This is a genomic window from Maricaulis sp. (genome assembly GCF_015665295.1).
Taxonomy (GTDB): domain Bacteria; phylum Pseudomonadota; class Alphaproteobacteria; order Caulobacterales; family Maricaulaceae; genus Maricaulis.
The window spans coordinates 216,352-237,203 of sequence record NZ_JADFAJ010000003.1 but is presented as its reverse complement, the minus strand read 5'-3'; the positions used below and the strand labels follow the sequence as shown (position 1 = coordinate 237,203).

General features: G+C 63.4%; 13 protein-coding genes. 8 read left to right on the top strand and 5 right to left on the bottom strand.

The features are described from left to right. The first annotated feature begins 38 nt into the window (after positions 1 to 38). Entirely contained in the window at positions 39 to 2,975 is a 2,937-nt protein-coding gene (locus QZZ02_RS02500; RefSeq protein WP_291842011.1) for a TonB-dependent receptor, read from the top strand. Between the two features lie 74 nt (positions 2,976 to 3,049). On the opposite strand, the gene QZZ02_RS02495 is transcribed toward QZZ02_RS02500, so the two are convergent. After that, entirely contained in the window at positions 3,050 to 4,306 is a 1,257-nt protein-coding gene (locus QZZ02_RS02495) for a TetR/AcrR family transcriptional regulator (RefSeq protein WP_291842009.1), read from the bottom strand. Between the two features lie 264 nt (positions 4,307 to 4,570). On the opposite strand from QZZ02_RS02495, the gene QZZ02_RS02490 reads away from it, so the two are divergent. Genes QZZ02_RS02490 through QZZ02_RS02480 form a run of 3 tightly spaced genes read left to right on the top strand, consistent with a single transcriptional unit; the run spans position 4,571 to position 7,265 of the window. Beyond that, positions 4,571 to 5,617 carry a phosphotransferase family protein gene (locus tag QZZ02_RS02490; protein WP_291842007.1) on the top strand — a complete coding sequence of 349 codons (1,047 nt, stop codon included), beginning with the start codon at positions 4,571 to 4,573 and terminating at the stop codon, positions 5,615 to 5,617. Positions 5,618 to 5,658: 41 nt separating this feature from the next. Then, positions 5,659 to 6,489, top strand: coding sequence for an SDR family NAD(P)-dependent oxidoreductase (locus QZZ02_RS02485; protein WP_291842005.1), 831 nt, complete (start codon positions 5,659 to 5,661; stop codon positions 6,487 to 6,489). Further along, positions 6,489 to 7,265 (top strand): thioesterase family protein, encoded by a 777-nt coding sequence (locus QZZ02_RS02480; protein ID WP_291842003.1) that lies wholly within the window; start codon positions 6,489 to 6,491, stop codon positions 7,263 to 7,265. The genes QZZ02_RS02485 and QZZ02_RS02480 overlap by 1 nt, the downstream gene beginning before the upstream one ends. An 80-nt stretch (positions 7,266 to 7,345) precedes the next feature. Here the strand turns inward: QZZ02_RS02480 and QZZ02_RS02475 are convergent, their stop codons facing one another. Beyond that, entirely contained in the window at positions 7,346 to 8,482 is a 1,137-nt protein-coding gene (locus tag QZZ02_RS02475; protein ID WP_291842001.1) for a DUF3089 domain-containing protein, read from the bottom strand. A gap of 52 nt (positions 8,483 to 8,534) precedes the next feature. After that, a complete protein-coding gene (locus QZZ02_RS02470; protein WP_291841999.1) occupies positions 8,535 to 10,298 on the bottom strand; it encodes a class I adenylate-forming enzyme family protein in 1,764 nt (587 codons plus the stop codon). Between the two features lie 226 nt (positions 10,299 to 10,524). Between QZZ02_RS02470 and QZZ02_RS02465 the strand changes: the two genes are divergently transcribed. Next, positions 10,525 to 12,564, top strand: coding sequence for a 3-hydroxyacyl-CoA dehydrogenase NAD-binding domain-containing protein (locus QZZ02_RS02465; protein WP_291841998.1), 2,040 nt, complete (start codon positions 10,525 to 10,527; stop codon positions 12,562 to 12,564). A gap of 39 nt (positions 12,565 to 12,603) precedes the next feature. On the opposite strand, the gene QZZ02_RS02460 is transcribed toward QZZ02_RS02465, so the two are convergent. Both QZZ02_RS02460 and QZZ02_RS02455 read right to left on the bottom strand, forming a co-directional pair. Then, complete coding sequence (locus tag QZZ02_RS02460; protein WP_291841997.1) at positions 12,604 to 13,779, bottom strand: CaiB/BaiF CoA-transferase family protein; 1,176 nt, start codon at positions 13,777 to 13,779, stop codon at positions 12,604 to 12,606. After that, positions 13,776 to 14,246, bottom strand: coding sequence for a MarR family transcriptional regulator (locus QZZ02_RS02455; protein WP_291841996.1), 471 nt, complete (start codon positions 14,244 to 14,246; stop codon positions 13,776 to 13,778). Before QZZ02_RS02455 ends, QZZ02_RS02460 begins: the two co-directional genes overlap by 4 nt. Before the next feature lie 344 nt (positions 14,247 to 14,590). On the opposite strand from QZZ02_RS02455, the gene QZZ02_RS02450 reads away from it, so the two are divergent. The 3 genes from QZZ02_RS02450 (at position 14,591) to QZZ02_RS02440 (ending at position 20,840) form a co-directional block, all read left to right on the top strand. Next, a complete protein-coding gene (locus tag QZZ02_RS02450; protein WP_291841995.1) occupies positions 14,591 to 17,131 on the top strand; it encodes a TonB-dependent receptor in 2,541 nt (846 codons plus the stop codon). Positions 17,132 to 17,277: 146 nt separating this feature from the next. Beyond that, positions 17,278 to 19,233, top strand: coding sequence for a sulfotransferase (locus tag QZZ02_RS02445; RefSeq protein ID WP_366511485.1), 1,956 nt, complete (start codon positions 17,278 to 17,280; stop codon positions 19,231 to 19,233). Next, a complete protein-coding gene (locus QZZ02_RS02440; RefSeq protein WP_291841993.1) occupies positions 19,230 to 20,840 on the top strand; it encodes a BCCT family transporter in 1,611 nt (536 codons plus the stop codon). Before QZZ02_RS02445 ends, QZZ02_RS02440 begins: the two co-directional genes overlap by 4 nt. Positions 20,841 to 20,852 lie beyond the last annotated feature (12 nt).

Sequence of the window (20,852 nt, the reverse complement as noted above, 5' to 3'; positions counted from 1 at the left end):
AAAAAAACAAGGCAGCCGCACCAGTCTGGGAGGAGAATATGACTGTTAAAGGTCTCATGCGTGCGAGCAGCGCGTTGACAGCCCTCGCCATGGTGGCAGGCCTGTCTGCGACGTCCCACGCGCAAGACGATGTGATCATCGTCACGGGTTCCGTGATTCGCGGCACCCCCGAGGACGCGGCCCTGCCGGTTGATGTCCTGTCTGCAGAAGAGCTGGCCCGCCTCGGTAATCCTTCGCCGGTCGAGCTCATCAAGGCCCTGCCGGTCTCAAGCGGGGTCATCGGGGACACCAACCAGTTCGACAGCCGGTCGCAGGCCACGGAAGGCATGGCCTCGGTCAACCTGCGCGGCCTCAGCCCGCAGCGCACACTTGTCCTGTTGAACAATCGTCGGCTGGTTTCAGCGGGGACGGGCGTGCCGTTCGTTGACCTCAACCTGCTTCCGGCAGCCGCGATCGGACGAATTGAAATTCTCAAGGACGGCGCTGCGGCGATCTACGGATCCGATGCCATCGGCGGCGTGGTCAACTTCATCACCCGCTCGGGCCAGGAAGGTTTCCGCTTCGGGGGCGACTATTCCTTCATTTCCGACACGGATGGCGATTACTCGCTGCAGGGCAGTTTCGGTCACCAGGGCGAAAATATGCGCTTCCTGGTCGCGGCCGGTTATCAGCACCGGTCCGAGCTTCTGGCCCGCGATCGCGATTTCGCGGTCCAGGACTTTGAAGCCAACCCGGAAGGCGGCTGGACCGGCGGCGGCAACCCCGCAACCTTCCTCCCACTCGGCATCACGCCGGCCGGCTTTGGTCCGATCGGCGGTCTTCGCGCCGATCCGGACTGTGCGGTCCTTGGCGGCTTTGTCACGTCAGCGGGCTGGTGCCGGACGCAATACACCGGCTTTGACGCGCTGGTCGAGGAAGAGGATCGTTACCAGCTCTGGGCCGAGATGGGCATTGACCTGACCGACGATATCGAATGGGAAATCAGCCTGCTCTACGGCAATGACGAGGTGCCGCACTACCGGACTTCGCCGACCTATCTGCTGACGCAGGCGCCGACCGCTGGCGTGGGCGGCTCTCCGAGTGGCTTTGTTGTCTCGGCAGCCAATCCGGGTTTCCAGCAAATGGTGGCCGAGAATCCCGGGGTGGTTCCGGCTGGCACGCTCGCCGTCCTGTTCCCGACCCTGCTCTTCCGGCCGCTGCTGGCCGGGGGCAACCCGGCCTTTGCCGGCAATCCGGATGATCTGGGCTCTGCGGTTGGTTACCGCCAGAATGAGAGCTTCCGTGTCTCGACCGGCCTCAATGGCGAACTCAATGAGACGACGTCGTTCGACTTCAACGTCACCTATCATCGCTTTGAACGCTATTATGACGGCTATGACAGCTTTGGTGACCGCGTTCAGCTGGCGCTGAACGGTCTGGGTGGCCCGGGCTGCAATCCGGCGACGGGCACGCCCGGCGTGGGTGGGTGTCAATGGTACAACCCGTTCGGCAACCAGGCCACGGGCAATCCGGTGACCGGTGTCGAGCGTCCGGGATCCGAGCCGAACCAGAACAGCGCCGAGCTGATCAACTGGTTCTTCGTGGAGGGTTCGACGGCGCTGGAAACCGAACTCTTTGTCGCGGAAGGCACAATCAGCGGCGAGACCGGTTGGGAGCTGGCCGGTGGTCAGGTTCTTTATGGTTTCGGCGGCCAGTATCGCCGTGAAACCTACTCGGCGGTCTATGGCGACAACAACAATATCGCCGTGAATCCGTGCCGGGATACACCGGTCAACGGCAATACGACCTGTGATCCGCAAACCGGAGCGTGGGGCTTCCTCGGCTCAAACGCCAACAGTGATGCGGATGGCGATGTCTACGCCGTGTTTGGCGAGCTTCAGCTGCCGGTCACGGACGACTTCAATGTCCAGCTCGCCGCTCGCTACGAGGATTATGGCGGGCAGACCGGCTCGACCTTTGATCCGAAGGTCACGGCCCGCTGGCAGATCACCGACGGTTTCGCCTTGCGCGGCTCTGTCGGCACGACCTTCCGCGGTCCACCGCCGCAGCAAACGGTCAACAGCAATGTGACCTCGCTGCAGGTAATTGCGTCCAGCTTCCGTCCGGTCGACGTGTTCGGCAATCCGGCACTGGCGCCGGAATCGGCCACGAATCTCTCGGTGGGAGCGTTGATCTCGACCGATAACTTCACGGCCAGCGTCGATTATTTCCGCTATGACATACAGGACACCATCAATACCGAGCCGCTATCCGGGATGGTCGCCACGCTGTTCGCCGATCCGGCGAATTGCACCGACCCGGCCTTTGACGGCCTGCGTGAACGTTTCCAGTTCAATGATGGTGGTGGCGTAGCGGGAGCCGGTACTTGTGCGGCGGCCAATATTGCCCGGGTTCGCACCCAGGTGGTCAATGGCGGTGATCTCACCAGTTCCGGTCTCGACTTCATCATGAACTATGATCTTGGTGAAGTGTTCGGTGGTGACATGAATGTCGGTCTCACCGCGACCTACATGCTGGGCAATGAGCTCGGCGATGAGGTGGTGGAGGGTGTCACGGTCCAGGAGGGCTTTGACGGCGTCGGCTTCATGAACTTCCAGACCACCGCCTATCCGGTGCCGGAATTGAAGGCGCGTGGCTTCCTCGAATACACGGTCGGCAATGTCGATACCCGGCTGACCTTCACCTATGTTGACAGCTATCGCGACCAGCGTGCCGATCTCGGGACCGGGCCCTTTGCCCCGAACCCCTATATCGCGGGTAATCCGGTGCTGATGCAGGGGGCGACGGTCGACAGCCAAATGACGACCGATTTCAACCTGCTCTACCACTTCGGTGATTCAACGACCTTCTCGTTCACGGCGATCAACCTGACCGACGAAGATCCGAGCTTTGCCCGACAGGACTACAACTATGATCCCTTTACCGGCAATCCGGTGGGGCGGGTCATCCGGCTCGGTTTCAACACCGAATTCTGATCCGGACAATACTGACACGAAGAGGGCCCCGACCAGCCGGTCGGGGCCCTTTTTGTCGGGCGGTGATGTCGAGCTCAGCCCCTGAAGGGTTTCGGCGGCGGCGAGTACAGGCCGTAAGCCAGGGTGGAGGCGTAATAGGCAAAGGCGGCATCAGGGTCGACGCCCTGGATCCAGTCCCGCAGGTCATAGGCTGAATTCAGCGCACCCATGATCGCCTGGCTGGCGACCAGCGGATCGACGGGGCGCACGGAGCCCTCGGTGATGCCGTCAATCATCATGCCGGCGAAACGGCGGGCCATGCGGTTCGAGCGATCGAGCACATCATTGCGCAAATCAGTCGGCAGGGCCTGCAGGGCCGTCGTGCGCAAAAGCGGGAACTCGCTGAAGAGCTGCACGTTCAGCAGGGTCACCATCGATGACGACAATTGCTGCCAGTAATCGCCACCGGCCTTGGTCGCCGCGCGCTGGACCAGCGAAACGCGGCCATAGGAGCGGCGGAAGCATTCCAGCACCAGTTCATCCTTGGCTTCCAGGTGATGGTAGAAGCTGCCCTTGGTGACGTTCAGTTCCGAGGCGATCTGTTCAACCGAAGCACCGCGATAGCCGCGCTCATTGATCAGGAAGGTGGCGGCGCGGGCGAAATTGCCCGGCATGCCCTCGATCCCGACCTTCAGTTCTGACTCGTCGATCGGCAGGAGTTTCGGTGTCCAGCCGGCGCCTTCACGGGCGATGCCATGTTCGAAAATCTCGATCATGCGATGGATCACGCGGTCATAATCGCCGGTCGAATATTGCGACAGCCAGGCCGGCAGCCAGAACATGTTCTGGACCAGCACGTGGGCACGGATCGTGCCGAGGATCTTCTCTTCTGCCGATTTCGGGGCATCGAAGAAAGTGCGCAGCTTGCGGAAGACCTGGACATAGCGCGTGGTCAGCTCGCTGCCGAAGGGCTCGTTGAGGGCGCGGATGTCGGAGATCACCGCGATCGGTCGTTCGACCTCGGCATTGATGCGCGCCTGCAGGTCGAAATTGAGCCTGATGTAGCGCTCCACACGCGCTTGCGGGGTCGGCGCGGCGGCGGCTTCGGCGACCAGCGCCTCAATCCGTTCCAGCGCGCGCTCGAGCACGGCTGCAGCCAGCAATTCCTTGCGCTTGAAATAGTAGGTGATGCTCGTCGTGTTGAGTTCGACCAGCTGGGCGACATCGACAAATGTCATGCCGCGAACACCGTGCCGGTTGATCAGCGTGGCGGCGGCGTCGAGGATCAGCTCGCGCTTCTGGTGGAAGCGGCGGGTCTTCGCCGAGTCCATGGCTTTCGGAGTCGCATTCATATCATTCGCTTAGCAGAGTTTGTTGATATCGTCACGCAATCGCGCGCGCACCCGGCCCTGGGCTCCTCTCTGTCACGATAGCAAAACCGGTATGTAAGTTTCCGGTCCAGCCTTTGAGCGCGAAATCTTTGTCGTAAAACGATTTCATGCCCCGACTGTCTGCCTGACAAGCCGTATCCTAACCATTTACCGAGGAAACGGTATGGTCTAATCTTGCTGCAGCGCGGGATTGCCGTGCCAAGATCTTCACAACCGGGATGAGCCATGACTGCAGCGACCGCCGCACCGCCGCGTGACGCGATCAACCTCAAGCGCCTCGAAGCCTGGCTGGCGGCGCGGATTGACGGCTTTGCCGGGCCGATCGAGCTGACCAAGTTTCCCGGTGGCCAGTCCAATCCGACCTATCGTCTCGACGCGGCGAGCGGCGCTTATGTGCTGCGTCGAAAGCCCTTCGGTCCGACCTTGCCATCGGCGCACGCGGTGGATCGCGAGCATCGCCTGATCGCGGCGCTGCACCCCACCGGCTTTCCGGTCGCGAAGCCGTTTGCCCTGTGTGGGGATGACAGTGTCATCGGCTCGATCTTCTATGTGATGGAGCTGGTCGACGGGCGGTCCCTGGCCGACGGGGCGCTGCCGGATGAAAGCCCGCAGGCGCGTGGCGCGATGTATCGCGCGCTGACCATCGCTCTGGCGGACCTCCACAATGTGGATCCGACGGCGGTCGGCCTCGGGGACTACGGTCGGCCGGGCAATTATTTCGAACGCCAGGTCGGGCGCTGGACCAAGCAGTACAGGGCCTCGCAGACCGACGAGATTCCCGAGGTCGAGGGCCTGATCGAATACCTGCCGCGCACCGTGCCCGAGCAGACCCGCACCTCGATCATCCATGGCGATTATCGTATCGACAATGCGCTGTTCGAGCCTGCCGGGACGCGTATCAGGGCGGTGCTCGACTGGGAGCTTTCGACGCTGGGCGACCCGCTCGCTGACTTCACCTATTACGCCATGCAATGGGCCATGCCGGCCGAGGGTGGCGGGGCCGGGCTGGCGGGGATTGATTTCACGGCTTCCGGCATTCCCGCCCTCGACGAGACCGTCGCGCTCTATTGCGAGCGCACCGGCCGTGACAGCGTGCCGGCGATGGACTGGTATTTCGCCTATAACCTGTTCCGCCTGGTCGGCATCGTCCAGGGCATCAAGAAGCGGATCATTGACGGCAATGCCTCGAGCGACAAGGCTGAAGCGACCGTCGCCCGCCTTGTCCCGCTGGCAAGAGCGGCCTGGGATTTCGCCCGCCGCGCCGGCGCCTGACCGGGTATCACTGCGCCGAATCTCGCTCACCGGGAGAGCCCATGTCCATGTTCAGCCTGGCCGGCAAGGCCGCCCTCATCACCGGCGCAGCATCGGGGATAGGCCGCGCCGCCGCTTTGTTGTTCGCCGAGGCGGGTGCGCGCATCGCTGCATGCGATCTGTCGGACGACGTGCACGAGACCGTGGCAGCCATCAAGGCGACCGGTGGCGAGGCGAAGGCCGTGACCATGGATGCGGGGTCGGAGGCGGACGTGATCCGGGCGGTCGAAACGACCGTTTCGGAATTCGGTCGCCTTGACGTGATCTACGCCAATGCCGGCATCACGGGTGGCCTGCCGGACTTCTTCGACACGACGGCGGAGACCTGGGCCGAGGTGTTGCGGGTCAACCTGATCGGCCCCTTTCTGGCGATCAGGCATGGCGCGCCGGCCATCATCAAGTCCGGCGGCGGCTCGATCATCTGCACGGCCTCGGTCGCCGGTCTGCGCTACGGCGCCGGGCCGGTCGCCTATTCGGCCTCGAAGGCAGGTGTGATCAATCTCGTCCAGCATGCCTGCCAGAGCCTGGTGGGGTCCGGTGTGCGGGTGAATGCGATCTGTCCCGGCCTGACCGAGACCGGCATGACCCGGCCGCTGTATGATCACGCCCGCGCGGCCGGCAAGGAAGCCAGGATCGGGCAGCTCAACCCGCTCCAGCGGGGCGGCCTGCCGGAAGAGATCGCGGCGACGGCGCTCTTCCTTGCATCGCCGGCATCCAGCTATGTCAATGGACAGGCGATTGCCGTTGATGGCGGATTGTCGACCTCGCATCCGGTGGCACCGTCCACCCAGCTGGCGGCCCGCGCCGCCCTCGACAAATTCAAGGATGATTGATGTCGCTGCCGCAAATTCTCGATGCCGCCCGGGTCTCGAACGACACGCTCACGGCGCATATACCGGACACCTGGATGCAGGGCCGAACGGCCTATGGCGGGCTTTCGGCCGCGATCGCGCTCGAGGCGGCCCTGCGCTCACAGTCAGACCTGCCGCCGCTGCGCTCGGCCCAGATCGCCTTTGTCGGACCGCTGGCCGGCGAGATTGTGGTGAAGACGGAGCTCCTGCGTCGTGGCCGGACTGCGGCCTTCATCGAGGCCAATGTCTTCGGCGATGGCAGGCTGGGTCTGAAGGCGCTGTTTGTCTTCATGATCGGGCTGGAATCGAGCATCGACTATGCTGAAGGCGCGCGGCCCGAGGCGCCCGACTTTGTCGACGCCGCACCGGCCATGGCCAATCCGGATCCGAAATTCTTCACCGGCAATCTGGAATACCGGCACGGCCTTTCAATCGAGGAACGGCACACGCCCGATTTCCTGCGCTGGGTCCGCCTGAGGGCGCGCGAGGGCCTGCATCCGATGGTCGAGCTGATGGCCATCGGCGACGCCCTGCCGCCGGCCGCCATGGCGCTGTTTGCCAGACCGGGTCCGATCAGCTCGATGACCTGGCAGATCAACCTACTCACCGCCGGGCCCGTGACCACGGACGGCTGGTGGCTCAGCCGCTCGACCGCAGACCTGGCGCGTCACGGCTCGTCCAGCCAGCTCATGCAGGTCTGGAATGCCGACCGCGAACCGGTCATCACCGGCATGCAGAGCGTGGCGATCTTCGTCTGACCTCCAATTGAAAACAGGGCGAGCCGTGCGGCCCGCCCTGCCTTCGTCAGCCACCCCAGCCCCGGGGCGGTGATGCGGCCCTATTGGTCAAAAGCGACAGCCTGGCTGGCCACGAGGTCGATCAGATCGCCCTGGGCGATGCCGATATCGAGCAGGTGCAAGCCCCAGTCGGCGAGAATGACGCCGTTTGCCACGACATCGCCGACAATGTCGTCAGTGCGCGGATCGGACGGGTCGCCATGGACCGAGATGGCGAAATAGCTGCCATGCTCATTGTTCAGGCACTGGCCGGTGATCAGGCCCGGCACGCGTACAAAGTCCGTCGTGATCTCTGCTCCGCCCTCGACCCAGGGGCCGGCAACCACCGATGAGGTGAAGGCGCCGCCGGTCGCGAGATAAGCCTCCAGAGGGGAATCGGAATTGCCCGCGAGATCGGCCGGATTGGTGCAGGCGACCTCGACGGCGGGATCCGGGAGCTTGCCGAAGCGCGAGGCGTCCGGCGGCGGCGCATCGCTGCGGAAGGAGACATAGCTGATGAAGCAGCCTGTCTGGTCGGCAGACTGGCAGCTCGGCACCGCCTGGAAGGCGCTGCCCACCGGCTCGCCCGGCGGCACCGCGACATTGTAGCCGATCAGCATGGCCGAGAGCATGTTGGTCTGGACCGCCTGGCCGTCGACGACGCGGGCGACGAGCTGTTCCAGCATGCGGGCGCCCTGGGAGTGACCGATCAGCACATAGGGCCGGCCGTCATTGTCGTGCTCCATGTAGTGGGCAAAGGCGTTCTGGACGTCGCGATAGGCCGTGACACCGTCGGCGGTGACGGGCTGGCCGGCCATCATTGATCGAAGGGCGGTCAATGTGACCTGGCGGTACATGGGCGCATAGGTTCGGCAGACCTCGCCGAAGCGGGCGAACTGGGCCGCGATCACGCGGTGCTCCTCGTCATTCGCGACCATGTCGGAATTCGGCGTCATATCGTTCGACACGGTCGGATAGACGTAGAAGCAATCCACCCCCGGATCCTCGGCGGCCCGGTAGGTCTCGACGCGCAGGCTGCCATCGGCCTCGATGATCGTGGTGTCGAGATCGATCGTGCAGGCATCCTCCCGGCCAGGCCGGCATAGCCAGCTGTCGGCGGCATCATAGTCCGGTGAGGTGTAGTCCGGGGTTTGGGCGAGCAGCGTGGTGCCCGCCATCATCAGTGTTGTGATCAGCATCGCGTCTCTCCCCTTTGGGTCCGGTCTTGCTCCGGCCTGGTGTGGGCATGGCTCAGGCCTGTTCGGTCTCGAACAGCGGTTTCAGTTCGGTCTTGACGATCTTTCCATTGGCGTTGCGCGGCAGGGTCTCTTCGGAGAAAAGGATGCGCACCGGCGTCTTGAAAATGGCGAGGCGCTCGCGCACCCAGGTCTTGAGTTCCTCTTCGCTGGCGCTGTGGCCGGGCGCCAGGTGAACCACGGCGGCGGGCTCTTCGCCGAGTGTGCGGTGCGGAATCCCGATTAGGGCGGCATCGGTCACGGCGGGATGCTCGTAGAGGACATTCTCGACCTCGGTCGAGTAAATGTTCTCGCCGCCGCGGATGATCATGTCCTTGGCGCGGTCAACGATGTAGCAGAAGCCTTCGGCATCGACCCGGGCCAGGTCGCCGGTGCGAATCCAGCCATCGACAAAGGTCTCCGCAGTCGCCGCGGGATTATTCCAGTATCCGGTGACGATCTGGGGCCCGCGCGCCCACAGTTCGCCGACTTCGCCGACCGGCAATTCACGGCTGCCATCGGGCGCCATGATCTTGATGTCGGACACCGCGACGGGCGGGCCACAGCTGTCGGGACGGTTGAGATAGTCTTCCGCGGAGTGGCTGGTCACCGTCGCCGAGGTCTCGGTCATGCCCCAGCCATTGCCGGGCAGGGCGCCGAACACCTCCTTGATCTTGCGGACCAGTTCCGGAGCCGACGGTGCGCCGCCATAGGCGATCGCCTCGAGCGAGGAGAGATCATACTTGGTGCGATCCGGGTGCTCGATGAGCTGCCAGGCGATGGTCGGCACTCCGCCGGTCGTGTTGACCTTCTCGCGCTCGATGATCCGGAAAGCCTTCACGACATCCCATTTCGGCATGAAGACCATGGCGTGCCCGGCAAAGACCGCGCCCATCAGGCCGGCATTGCAGGCGGTGACGTGAAACAGCGGGATCACCGTCAGCATGACTTTCGGGGAGGGCGCAGGCGGCATCTCGCCGCGTCGCAGGCAGGCGCGCGCGCCCGAGAAGGCCGAGGACAGGATATTGGTCAGGATGTTGCGGTGGGTGCCCAGCGCGCCCTTCGGGTTGCCGGTGGTTCCACTGGTGTAGAAAATCGTCGCCGGGTCGTCGGGCGCAATATCGGCATCCGGCAGGTCGCCTTCGGGCAGGCCGGCATAGCGGTCCGGCGTGCCGATCAGGTCTTCCAGCCGGCGCGCCGGCGTGTCCGGAGCGGTGTCGCCGCGGCTGACGAGGACGTGTTTCAGGTCGGGCAGGCTATCGGCCTCCGGGCTGATCCGCTGCCAGCGCTCTGCATCGCAGACAAGCGCCTTGGCACCGGAATCCTTCAGCCCGTAGGCGAGTTCGGACCCGGTCCACCAGGCATTCAGCGGAACAATGATCGCGCCCAGGCTGGTGACCGCAAAAAAGGCGACCGGCCATTCCGGCAGGTTTCGCATGGCCAGACCGACGCGGTCGCCCTTGCCGATGCCCATCGCCGCGAGTTCGGCGGCGAGGGCGCGGGTGGCGCGGAACCAGGCCTCATAGCTGACCCGCTCGTCCTCATGGATGGTGAAGAGCTGGTCGCCATGCTTGCGGGCGTGCCGCGCCAGCTCGGCCAGGCTGCCCAGCGCGTGTTTCCAGACCCGGGTCGGGACCCCGCGAATGGTCAGGGTCTCCATTTCGAACCCGGCGTCCGGTGCGCATAACAGGGCTTGTGCCTGCTCGATCGTGCAGGCGGGCCAGTCGCCCGGCAGCGGGAGGCCGGCAACCGTTTCGCTTGCCTGAGTCTGATTTTCCATACCCAACGAAATCCTGTTTCGGGTTTGCTGATATAATTGTTGGATCGACGATAAGGTCGAACAATATTTATCACAAGGCCTCACTATAAGGCCCGGCCACCCTGCCTGGTTGCCTAATATATCGAATGCAGGGTATGCAGCATTGCAAAGGTGTCTATCGACCGCTAGCGGTTATCAGACGATGGGATCAATGGCCCCGCAGCGGGCCCGGAAACAGGAGACGGGGATGTCGGTCATCAGCACGCGCAAGGACGGGGACGTACTCGTCGTCACCTCGAACAATCCGCCGGTCAACGCACTCGGCCAGGCGGTGCGCGCCGGGCTCGCCGCCGCGATGGCAGAGGCGGCTGCGGACGATGCCATCAAGGCCGTTGTCATCACCTGCGAAGGTCGCACCTTCTTCGCCGGGGCCGACATTACCGAATTCGGCAAGCCGCCGGTCGGGCCCTCCCTGCCTGAAGTGATCGACGCCATTGAGGCGAGCCCGAAACCGGTGGTCGCTGCAATTCATGGTACGGCGCTGGGCGGTGGGCTGGAAGTCGCGCTGGGTTGCCACTACCGCATTGCGGCGGCTTCCGCGAAACTGGGTCTGCCGGAAGTGAAACTCGGCATCCTGCCAGGCGCGGGCGGCACGCAGCGCCTGCCGCGCGTGGTCGGCGTCGAGGCGGCCCTGCCTATGATCGTGAAGGGCGATCCGATCCCGGCTGCCGCAGCCGAACGGATCGGCCTGGTCGACAAGCTGGTTGCCGATGACGGTCTCGCCGAGAGCGGCGTGGAGTTTGCCCGCAGCGTTATCGGTGCGGCCAGCCACCCGGTGTCCAGTGCCCGCACCGACAAGCTCGATACCAGCCTGGGTGACGCCTTCTTTGACGAATTCCGCAAGACCGAACTGCGTCGCCTGAAAGGCTTTGAAGCGCCGGAGGCCTGTATCCAGGCCGTCCGCGCAGCCATCGAGCTGCCTTTTGCCGAAGGCGTGAAGAAGGAGCGCGAACTGTTCGGCAAGCTGGTCAGCGGCACCCAGTCGCGTGCCCTGCGTCATGTCTTCTTTGCCGAGCGCGCGGCCAGCAAGATCGATGATATTCCCGCCGACACGCCGGTTCTGCCGATCGCCAAGGTCGGCATTCTGGGTGCCGGCACGATGGGCGGCGGCATTGCAATGAATTTCCTGACGGCCGGCATCCCGGTCACGATCCTCGAGCGCGAACAGGCCGCGCTGGATCGCGGCGTCGCGATCATCCGCAAGAATTACGAGCGCTCCGCCGCGCGCGGCAAATTCACCGCCGAACAGGTCGAGCAATGCATGGCGCGCCTGACGCCGACGCTGGAGATGACCGATCTCGCCGATTGTGATCTGGTGATCGAGGCCGTGTTCGAGAATATGGAGGTGAAGAAAGAGGTCTTCACCAAGCTCGACGCGATCGTGAAGCCGGGCGCCATTCTCGCCTCCAATACTTCCTATCTCAATATCGACGAGATGGCGGCCGTGACCAAGCGCCCGGAAGCCGTGCTCGGCCTGCATTTCTTCTCGCCGGCCAATGTGATGCGCCTGCTGGAAATCGTGCGCGCCGCCAGGACTGCACCGGCCGTGCTGAAAACCGCGATGGCCCTGTCGAAGAAGATCGGCAAGGTCGCGGTGGTCTCCGGGGTCTGCCACGGCTTTATCGGAAACCGCATGCTGTCGCCACGCCAGCAGGCTGCCAATGCCATGTTGATGCAGGGGATTACCCCGTGGGCCATTGATGACGCGCTCACCGATTTCGGCATGCCGATGGGGCCGTTCCAGATGTCGGACCTCGCCGGGCTGGATCTCGGCTGGGACAAGGACAGTTCGAAGGGCGAGACCATTCGAGACGTGCTCTGCGAGCGCGATCGTCGTGGCCAGAAGACCGGCAAGGGCTTCTATGATTACGACGAGAACCGGCGCCGGACCCCGTCCGCCGAGGTCGAGGCGATCATCGCCGGCTTCGTCGCCAAATCTGGTCAGGCCGCGCAATCCTTCTCATCCGAGGAAATCCGCAACCGCCTGCTTTTCCCGATGGTGAAAGAGGGCGCGAAGATTCTCGCTGAGGGCATGGCGCAGCGGGCGTCCGACATCGATACGGTCTGGATCAACGGCTATGGCTGGCCAGCCTACACCGGCGGTCCCATGTTCTGGGCGGACACGATCGGACTGGATGTCGTGGTCGAGGGGCTGAAGGCTTTCGGACATGAGGTTTCGCCCTATCTCGCCGACAAGGCCGCCAAGGGCGAGCGTTTCAACGGATAGGATTGGCGCCGCCAGCCCGCTGACCAGGGCGAGCGGGCCCTATGCCGCCCCGGGCCCGTTCCACCCCTTTGCACGCAGTTCCGCTTTCACGGCTTCGGTGTGCTCGCCATGCCCCGGCGCCCGTGTGGTAGCCCCGGTCTCGCTGTCCGACATGCGGATCGGTGAACGCAGGCCCGCAATGCCGTCCGAGGAAATCGCCAGACCCCGCTCGATCACCTGCGGGTCGGCGAAGGCTTCCGCGATCGTGTTGATGGCACTGCCCGGCACGCCGTTGGCTTCCAGCATGGCCAGCGCGTCCGCGCGGGTCATCGCGGCCAGTCGCTCCGACATCAGGCCGGCCAGCTCGCCACGATTGCCGACACGCCGGGCATTGGTACGGTTGGCGTCCAGCACGGCGTCGCCGAGGTCGAGCGCGTGGGCGAGACGCGCAAACTGGCCGTCATTGCCGCAGGCAATGATGATGTGGCCGTCGATGCAGGCGAATTCCTGGTAGGGCACGATCGAGGGATGGGCATTGCCGATCCGGCGCGGCGGCGTCCCGGTGGCGAAGAAATTCATCGCCTGATTGCCCAGCACGCCGATCATCGAGTCGAGCAGGGCCATGTCGATATGCTGGCCGCGTCCGGTCCGCTCGCGCTGGGCGAGGGCGGCCTGGATGGCGATGGTCGCGTAGAGCCCGGTGAAGACATCCGCGAAGGCGACGCCGAGGCGCTGCGGCGGGCCATCGGCCTCGCCGGTGATATCCATAACCCCGCTCATGCCCTGGATGGCCAGGTCATAGCCGGCGCGGTGGGCATAGGGACCGGTCTGCCCGAAACCGGTAATCGAGCAATAGACAAGGCGCGGATGATCAGCGGCGAGGCTGGCATGATCGAGCCCGTATTTGGCGAGGCCGCCAACCTTGAAATTCTCGATCACCACATCGGCGTCGGCGATCAGGGCGCGAACGAAGTCGAGATCCTCCGGCTTGCGGAAATCTGCGGTCACCGAACGCTTGCCGCGATTGCAGGAATGGTAATAGGCGGCCGCGCGACCGCTTTCATGCTCGACCCAGGGCGGGCCCCAGCTCCGGGTGTCGTCGCCGGCCGGGCTTTCCACCTTGATCACATCGGCGCCAAGATCGGCGAGTGTCTGGCCGACCCAGGGACCGGCCAGGATGCGCGCCAGCTCGACGACTTTCAGCCCCGTCAGGGCGCGTGTCGCCGGTTCGGTCATTCGGTGATTTCGCCGGTATCGAGGAAGGGGGAGGCGTCCAGCTTCTCGGCGTCCATCAGCTCGGCGATACGCTGCAGCGAGGCGATCAGCATGTTCTGCTCCCAGGACTGAAGTTCGCGAAAGGCGCGCAGGAAACCGGCCTGCAGGAGTTCCGGCGCATTCTCGCCGGCCGCCCGGCCTGTGTCGGTGAGGCGCGCCATGATCACGCGCTTGTCTGTGTCGCTCTTGACCCGTTCAACCAGGCCGGCCTGGGTGAGGCGGTCGAGGATGGAGGTGATCGTCGCCTGGCTGAGCGACACGGCGCGGGCAATCGCGCTGGGCGACAGGTCGCCCTGCTTGCGCAGCGTGTCGATGACGACCAGCTGGGGGGCGGTGAGGCCGGTCGCTTTGACCAGGCGTTTGGATTGGAGGTCGATGGCCCGGGTAATACGCCGCAGGGCAACAAGGATTTCGTCGTGATCGCTCATTCGGCTCGCCGATTCAGGGTGCCAGACTCATGTACCCGCAGCCTTCGGGCATTCCAAATGGATTCGGCGGACGGTCGGACGTCACTTTTTTTTCGATTTCGAAGAATATTGTGCTGCCACCTTGTCTGTTGTGCGAATGATAACTTCATCAACATCTGTCACATTCATGTAACGGTGCTGATTTTAACTCTATTTTACAGCTACTAACATGAATTTTAGTCGATCGCGCAGCGCGCGACTCGCTTCGTGCTGAAAGTTTCAACTCAAAGCATGCTGGTCAGCGCGTACCGGAAACTCTACACAGCCCTTTGAACCGTAACGCCACAAGGGACTGTCACCACGTCATGCTGAAGCAACGGGCACTTTCAACGACCATTCTGACCGCCGCCACCCTGTCGCTCGCCGGCGCCGGCCTCGCCGCCGCCCAGGTCGACGTCATCACCGTGACCGCGACCAAGCGCGAGCAAAGCACCCAGGATATTCCGCTTGCCGTGAATGCGATGAATGAAGAGACGCTGGACGAGCTCGGCGTCGATGTCTTCACCGACTATCTGCAACAGCTGCCGGGGGTCACCGCCGGTGGTTCCGGGCCCGGGCAGGCGACGATCTATATCCGCGGCCTCGCCTCGACGACTCCGAACCTCACCACCGCGGGTGTGGCCGGCCTGGCGCCCAACGTCGCCCTTTATCTCGACGAGCAGCCGGTGTCGCAGCCGGGCCGTAACCTGGACGTTTACGCAGCCGACCTGGCGCGGGTCGAGGTTCTGCCGGGGCCGCAGGGTACGCTGTACGGCGCTTCCTCTCAGGCCGGTACGGTCCGTCTGATCACCAACCGCCCGGACCCGTCCGGCTTCTCCGCCTCGTCGAATTTCGCGGTCTCCTTCACCGAGGGCGGCGAGATGTCCAACAAGGTCGAAGCCGTCGTCAACGTGCCCGTGGCCGACAATTTCGCCATCCGAGGCGTGGTCTATGTCGACCAGCAGGGCGGCTATATCGACAATGTGCCGGGCACGCGCAACGCGTCGGAATCGGCGCGCTTCCGCCCCGCCGGCACGATGCGTGACAATGGCGTTCCGGTCAGCACGACGCGCGAGGGTTTCCAGGCCACGGACGATCTCTCGAACGTCAATTTCCTCGACGCCAACAATTCGGACCTGCTGGAAAAGGACTTCAACGACACGACCTATTCCGGTTTCCGTCTGAGCGCCCTGTATGATTTCAATGCGGACTGGTCGCTGACCGTCATGCACATGCAGCAGCAGCTCGACTCCGAAGGCGTGTTCTTCATGGACCCGAGCCTCGACGATCTGGAAATCCAGCGCTTCGAGGAAGACGAGCTGGATGATTATTTCCACAATACGAGCTGGACGCTGGAAGGCCGTCTCGGCGCCCTGGAAATGGTCTATACTGGCGCTTACACGGATCGGAACACCGATCAGCGCGTCGACTATTCCGACTATCTCTTCGTCGGCCAGTACCTGCCCAATTATATCTGTGACGGTTCCGTGTCCTATCCGGGTGCGGGTGGCCCGAGCGGAACCTGCCAGCCGCCCAACCTGTTCGTGCAGTCGAATACACGCACCAAGGTCTTCACCCAGGAATTGCGCTTCAACACGCCCGAAGATCGCCGCATCCGCGCGACCTTTGGTGGCTTCTATTCCGATATGGAAGTCGCCGAGCGCAATGACTTCACCTATCCGGGCTCGGTCAATGCGATCTCCTTTGACGGTGTAACCACCGGCTTTGCCCCGAATTACCCGCTGACCAATACGGCAGTCACGGGAGAGATCGGTGCCGCCTCGCCGGGCTATTTTTCCGATCCGGGGCCTTTCCCGACCGGCGTCATCTTCCGCAATGACGTCCTGCGCACCGACGAGCAATATGGTATTTTCGGTGAGACGACCTTCGATCTGACCGAGCAGTTCTCGATCACGCTGGGCGCTCGCTATTACGATATCGAAGTCGACCTGGTGGGCAGTGCGAACGGCTCCTTCTTCAATTTCGGCCAGACCGATGATGCCCAGGTCTTCGGTACCAATATCTCGGCTCTCTATGCACCGGATAACCCGTTCGGGAATCCGGATGTCGCCGCAACAGACGGGTTCATTTTCAAGGGGACGCTGGAATGGCGTCCGACCGCCGGCGCGCTCTTCTATGCGACCGTTTCGGAAGGTTTCCGTCCGGGTCTCCTGAACCGTCCGGGCGGCGCAGCCGGCCCTGGTGGCTACACCGTGCCCTTCGCCCTCGATACCGATGAAGTGGTCAATTACGAGTTCGGCTGGAAAACCGATCTTTTTGACAACCAGGTCCGCTTCAACGGCAACGCCTTCATGGTCGAGATCGAGAATCTCCAGACGACGATCTTCGACCCGTCCATCACCAATCTCTTCTTCTCGGACAACGCCGCCAACGCGGAAATCCGCGGCATCGAGGGCGAGGTCACCTGGGCGCCGGCTGATATCCAGGGCCTGACTGTTGTCGGCGCCTTCTCGCTGCTCGATACCGAAATCACGGAAGTGCTGGTTCCGACCAATGATGTCCTCGTCGGTTCCGAACTGGCCTTCGCGCCCAGCTATCAGGCCAATCTCCGTGCCCGCTACGAGTGGCCCTTGGATAACGGCATGATGGCGCATGTCATGCCGCAGCTCACGATCACCGATGACAGCGTTTCCGACGTCATCGAGATCAACAAGGCGGACGTCGAGGGTTATGCCTCGCTGAACTTCACGACCGGTCTGACCGGTGAGAGCTGGTCGGTCGAACTGTTTGCCAACAATCTCACCGATGAACGCGGTGAGATTGCGAACAACTTCGTCTTCGACCGCGAGCGCGTGACGGTGATCCGTCCGCGTACGATCGGCGTTCGGGTCGGGGTGCAGTACTAGGCTCCGACATGGCGTTGGTCCGAGACCACTATGGAAAGCGTCCCCCGCGGGGGACGCTTTCTGCGTTCTGAAAGACTGCTGGAGGCCCTTGCGTGGCGGAAGAGACGGACATCCATGTCCAGGCGCTGACCACAGCGCAGAAGCAGATGTATGACAGCCGTTTCGATGCGGCTCTGGCGACGATACAGCCCGTTCTGGATGCGGCGCCGGAGCATACCGATGCGCTCTACGTGCAGGCGGTCTGCGCCCGTTATCTCAAGCGCCATGACCAAGCGCGCGAGGCGCTGGAGCGGATCAAGCGCACCGCGCCGGATTTCGGTCGTGCCTTCCAGGAGGAGGGGCATCTCCTGCGTGCACGCGGTGACAACGACCGCGCGCTGCTCGCCTATCAGCGCGCCTGCCGGTTCAATCCGGCCCTGCTTGCCAGCTGGCAGGCCCAGGCGGAATTGCTGCAGGCGGCCGGGCGGCCGGCAGAGGCGCGCAATGCGACCGCCCAGGCGGAGCGGATCCGCGCCTTGCCGCGCGACCTGGTTTCGGTCACGCATCTCCTGCACGAGGGCAAGCTCCTCAAGGCCGAGCAATTGTGCCGGGCCTTCCTCCGGAAGGCGCCCCACCATGTCGAGGCGATGCGGCTTCTGGCCGAACTGGGCAATCGTTTCGGGGTTCTCGAAGACGCGGAATTCCTGCTTGAGAGCGCGATCGAGTTCGAGCCCGACAATACGCAATTGCGTCTCGATCATATCCAGGTCCTGCGCAAGCGGCAGAAATTCACGGCGGCGCTCGAACAGGCAAGATTCCTGCACGAAGGTGATCCCGACAATCCGGTGTTCAAATCGCACTATGCGATCGAGTGCATGCAGACCGGCAGCTATGACGAAGCGCTGCGCCTGTTCGATGAAATTCTCGACCGGCTTCCCGACGATCCGGCGACCCTGACTTCGCGGGGGCACGCGCTCAAGACGCTGGGCCGCCAGGATGAGGCGATAGCCAGCTATCGGGCCGCCTTCGCCAGCAAGCCGGATCATGGCGATGCCTGGTATGGCCTGGCCAATCTGAAGACCTACCGCTTCACCGATGACGAGATCGCCGCCATGCAGGCGCTGGACGCCGGGCCGGATCTCGCCTTCCAGGACCGGGTCCATATCAGTTTCGCCCTGGCCAAGGCCTTCGAGGATCGTGACGCGATCGCGCAATCCTTCGGCTTTTACGAAAAGGGCAATACGCTCAAGCGGATCCAGACGCGCTACACGACCGCGCAGATGGAAGAAGAGTTGCAGGCCCAGGCGGAGATTTGCACCGCCGAGCTGTTCGGGGCGCAGGCCGGGAAAGGCTGCGATGCGGCCGATCCGATCTTCATTGTCGGCCTGCCGCGCGCCGGATCGACCCTGCTGGAACAGATCCTCGCCTCGCACAGCCAGGTCGACGGCACGCTGGAACTGCCCAATATCCTCGCCCTGTCACACCGGCTTCGCGGCCGCCAGCGGCTGTCCGACAAGACCCGCTATCCGCGCATCCTGCATGAGCTGACCGCCGACCAGCTGCAGGCGCTGGGCCAGGACTATATCGACAATACCCGCATCCATCGCGCCGGTGCGCCGCGCTTCACTGACAAGATGCCCAACAATTTCAGGCATATCGGCCTGATCAAACTGATCCTGCCGAATGCTCGCATCATCGATGCGCGGCGGCACCCGCTGGCCTGCTGCTTCTCGGGCTTCAAGCAACTCTTCGCCGAAGGCCAGGAGTTTACTTATGGCCTTGAAGAGATCGGGCACTACTATCGAAACTATGTCGCGCTGATGAAGCATTGGGACCAGGTTCTGCCCGGTCAGATCCTGCGCGTGAACTATGAGGACGTGGTTGCTGATCTCGACGGTCAGGTGCGCCGCCTTCTCGATTTTTGCGGTCTGCCCTTCGAGCCGGCCTGCCTCGACTTCCATGCCACCGAGCGTGCGGTTCGCACCGCAAGCTCGGAACAGGTCCGCCAGCCGATTTTCGACAGCGGCGTGGCCCAGTGGAAGAAATTCGAACCCCATCTCGCCCCGCTCAAGCAGGCGCTCGGCGAGGAACTCCTGGCCGAAGCCAGACAAGGGACATCATGACCAGACGCTTTTACAAGACCGACTATGAGACCGGGCAGGACAATATCTCCTTGCTCGGACTGGATGTTCACAATCCGGTTTTCTTTATTTCCGCGGTAGCGATGGTGGCATTCGTCTCGACCGCGCTGATTGCGCCGGAAACGGTCGCGAACGCGATGTTCGCGGCCCGGGACTGGGTCCTTGACACGTTTGACTGGTTCTTTGTGCTTGGCGTCAATCTGGTCTTCGTTTTCTGCCTCGTGGTGATGGTCTCGCCGCTGGGCCGCCTGCGCATCGGCGGCAGCGACGCCAAGCCGGATTTCTCGACCAAATCCTGGCTTGCCATGCTGTTCTCCGCCGGGATCGGGATCGGGCTGATGTTCTGGGGGGCAGCCGAGCCGCTGGCCTATCACACCGACTGGTTCGGCACGCCACTCGGCGTCGAGCCGGGCACACCGGAATCGGCCCGTCTGGCGATGAGTGCAACCATGTTCCACTGGGGTCTCAATGCCTGGTCAATCTATGCCGTACTCGGATTGGCGCTGGCCTATTTCACCTTCTCCAAGGGCCTGCCGCTCACGGTCCGGTCGGCCTTCTATCCCCTGCTGGGCGAGCGCATCTGGGGGTGGCCGGGGCATCTCATCGATCTGCTGGCGGTCGTGGCGACCCTTTTCGGCCTGGCGACATCACTCGGGCTGGGCGCCCAGCAAGTCGCCAGCGGCCTGGACTTCCTGTTCGGTATCGATCCCGGCATCGTCACCCAGATCATTGTCATTGCCTGCATCACCTCGGTCGCCATCATCTCGGTGGTGCGCGGGCTGGATGGCGGGGTGAAGGTCCTCTCCAACATCAACATGATCATGGCCGGCGTCTTCTTGCTGTTTGTCTTCATCGTTGGGCCGACTTTGATCATTGCCAACGGCTTCTGGGACAATACGGTTAATTATTTCAGGAACTTCCTGCCCCTGTCCAACTGGGTCGGGCGCGATGATACCGCGTGGTTCCACGGCTGGACGGTCTTCTACTGGGCCTGGTGGATATCCTGGTCGCCGTTTGTCGGCATGTTCATCGCACGCGTGTCCAAGGGGCGCACGGTGCGCGAATTCCTCGTGGCCGTGATCTTCGTCCCGATGCTGATCACAATCGCCTGGTTCTCGACTTTCGGCGAGACAGCGATTTTCCAGCACGAGACCGGCATTGGCGAGCTGGCGGACGGGGTCGGCGAGGTGTCGCTGGTGCTGTTCCAGATGCTCGACCATCTGCCCTTCGCTGCGATCACGTCCGGTATCGCGATTGTCTTGGTCTTCGTGTTCTTCGTTACCTCCTCGGATTCAGGCTCGCTGGTCATCGACTCGATCACCGCCGGCGGCAAGCTGCACGCGCCGGTCCCGCAGCGGATATTCTGGGCCTCGATCGAGGGTCTCGTGGCCGCCGTCCTGCTCTACGGCGGCGGTGCCCAGGCGCTGCAGGGCCTGCAGGCGGGTGCCATCACCGTGGGATTGCCGTTTACCGTGGTCCTGCTGGTGTGTTGCTACAGCCTGTGGAAGGGGTTGTGGTCGGATCTGCGCGCCCTGCGCGCTATCGAGGCCGCCCGCGCTATCGCGCTCAGCGCCGCGAAGGTCGACTGACCCGGCTTGCCC

What these genes read in the sequence shown, in the direction of transcription:
- QZZ02_RS02495 (WP_291842009.1), bottom strand. Translation starts at nt 4,306, where the DNA reads ATGAATGCGACTCCGAAAGCCATGGACTCGGCGAAGACCCGCCGCTTC.
- QZZ02_RS02455 (WP_291841996.1), bottom strand. Translation starts at nt 14,246, where the DNA reads ATGAGCGATCACGACGAAATCCTTGTTGCCCTGCGGCGTATTACCCGG.
- QZZ02_RS02500 (WP_291842011.1), top strand. Translation starts at nt 39, where the DNA reads ATGACTGTTAAAGGTCTCATGCGTGCGAGCAGCGCGTTGACAGCCCTC.
- QZZ02_RS02465 (WP_291841998.1), top strand. Translation starts at nt 10,525, where the DNA reads ATGTCGGTCATCAGCACGCGCAAGGACGGGGACGTACTCGTCGTCACC.
- QZZ02_RS02470 (WP_291841999.1), bottom strand. Translation starts at nt 10,298, where the DNA reads ATGGAAAATCAGACTCAGGCAAGCGAAACGGTTGCCGGCCTCCCGCTG.
- QZZ02_RS02490 (WP_291842007.1), top strand. Translation starts at nt 4,571, where the DNA reads ATGACTGCAGCGACCGCCGCACCGCCGCGTGACGCGATCAACCTCAAG.
- QZZ02_RS02475 (WP_291842001.1), bottom strand. Translation starts at nt 8,482, where the DNA reads ATGCTGATCACAACACTGATGATGGCGGGCACCACGCTGCTCGCCCAA.
- QZZ02_RS02450 (WP_291841995.1), top strand. Translation starts at nt 14,591, where the DNA reads ATGCTGAAGCAACGGGCACTTTCAACGACCATTCTGACCGCCGCCACC.
- QZZ02_RS02485 (WP_291842005.1), top strand. Translation starts at nt 5,659, where the DNA reads ATGTCCATGTTCAGCCTGGCCGGCAAGGCCGCCCTCATCACCGGCGCA.
- QZZ02_RS02460 (WP_291841997.1), bottom strand. Translation starts at nt 13,779, where the DNA reads ATGACCGAACCGGCGACACGCGCCCTGACGGGGCTGAAAGTCGTCGAG.
- QZZ02_RS02440 (WP_291841993.1), top strand. Translation starts at nt 19,230, where the DNA reads ATGACCAGACGCTTTTACAAGACCGACTATGAGACCGGGCAGGACAAT.
- QZZ02_RS02445 (WP_366511485.1), top strand. Translation starts at nt 17,278, where the DNA reads ATGTATGACAGCCGTTTCGATGCGGCTCTGGCGACGATACAGCCCGTT.
- QZZ02_RS02480 (WP_291842003.1), top strand. Translation starts at nt 6,489, where the DNA reads ATGTCGCTGCCGCAAATTCTCGATGCCGCCCGGGTCTCGAACGACACG.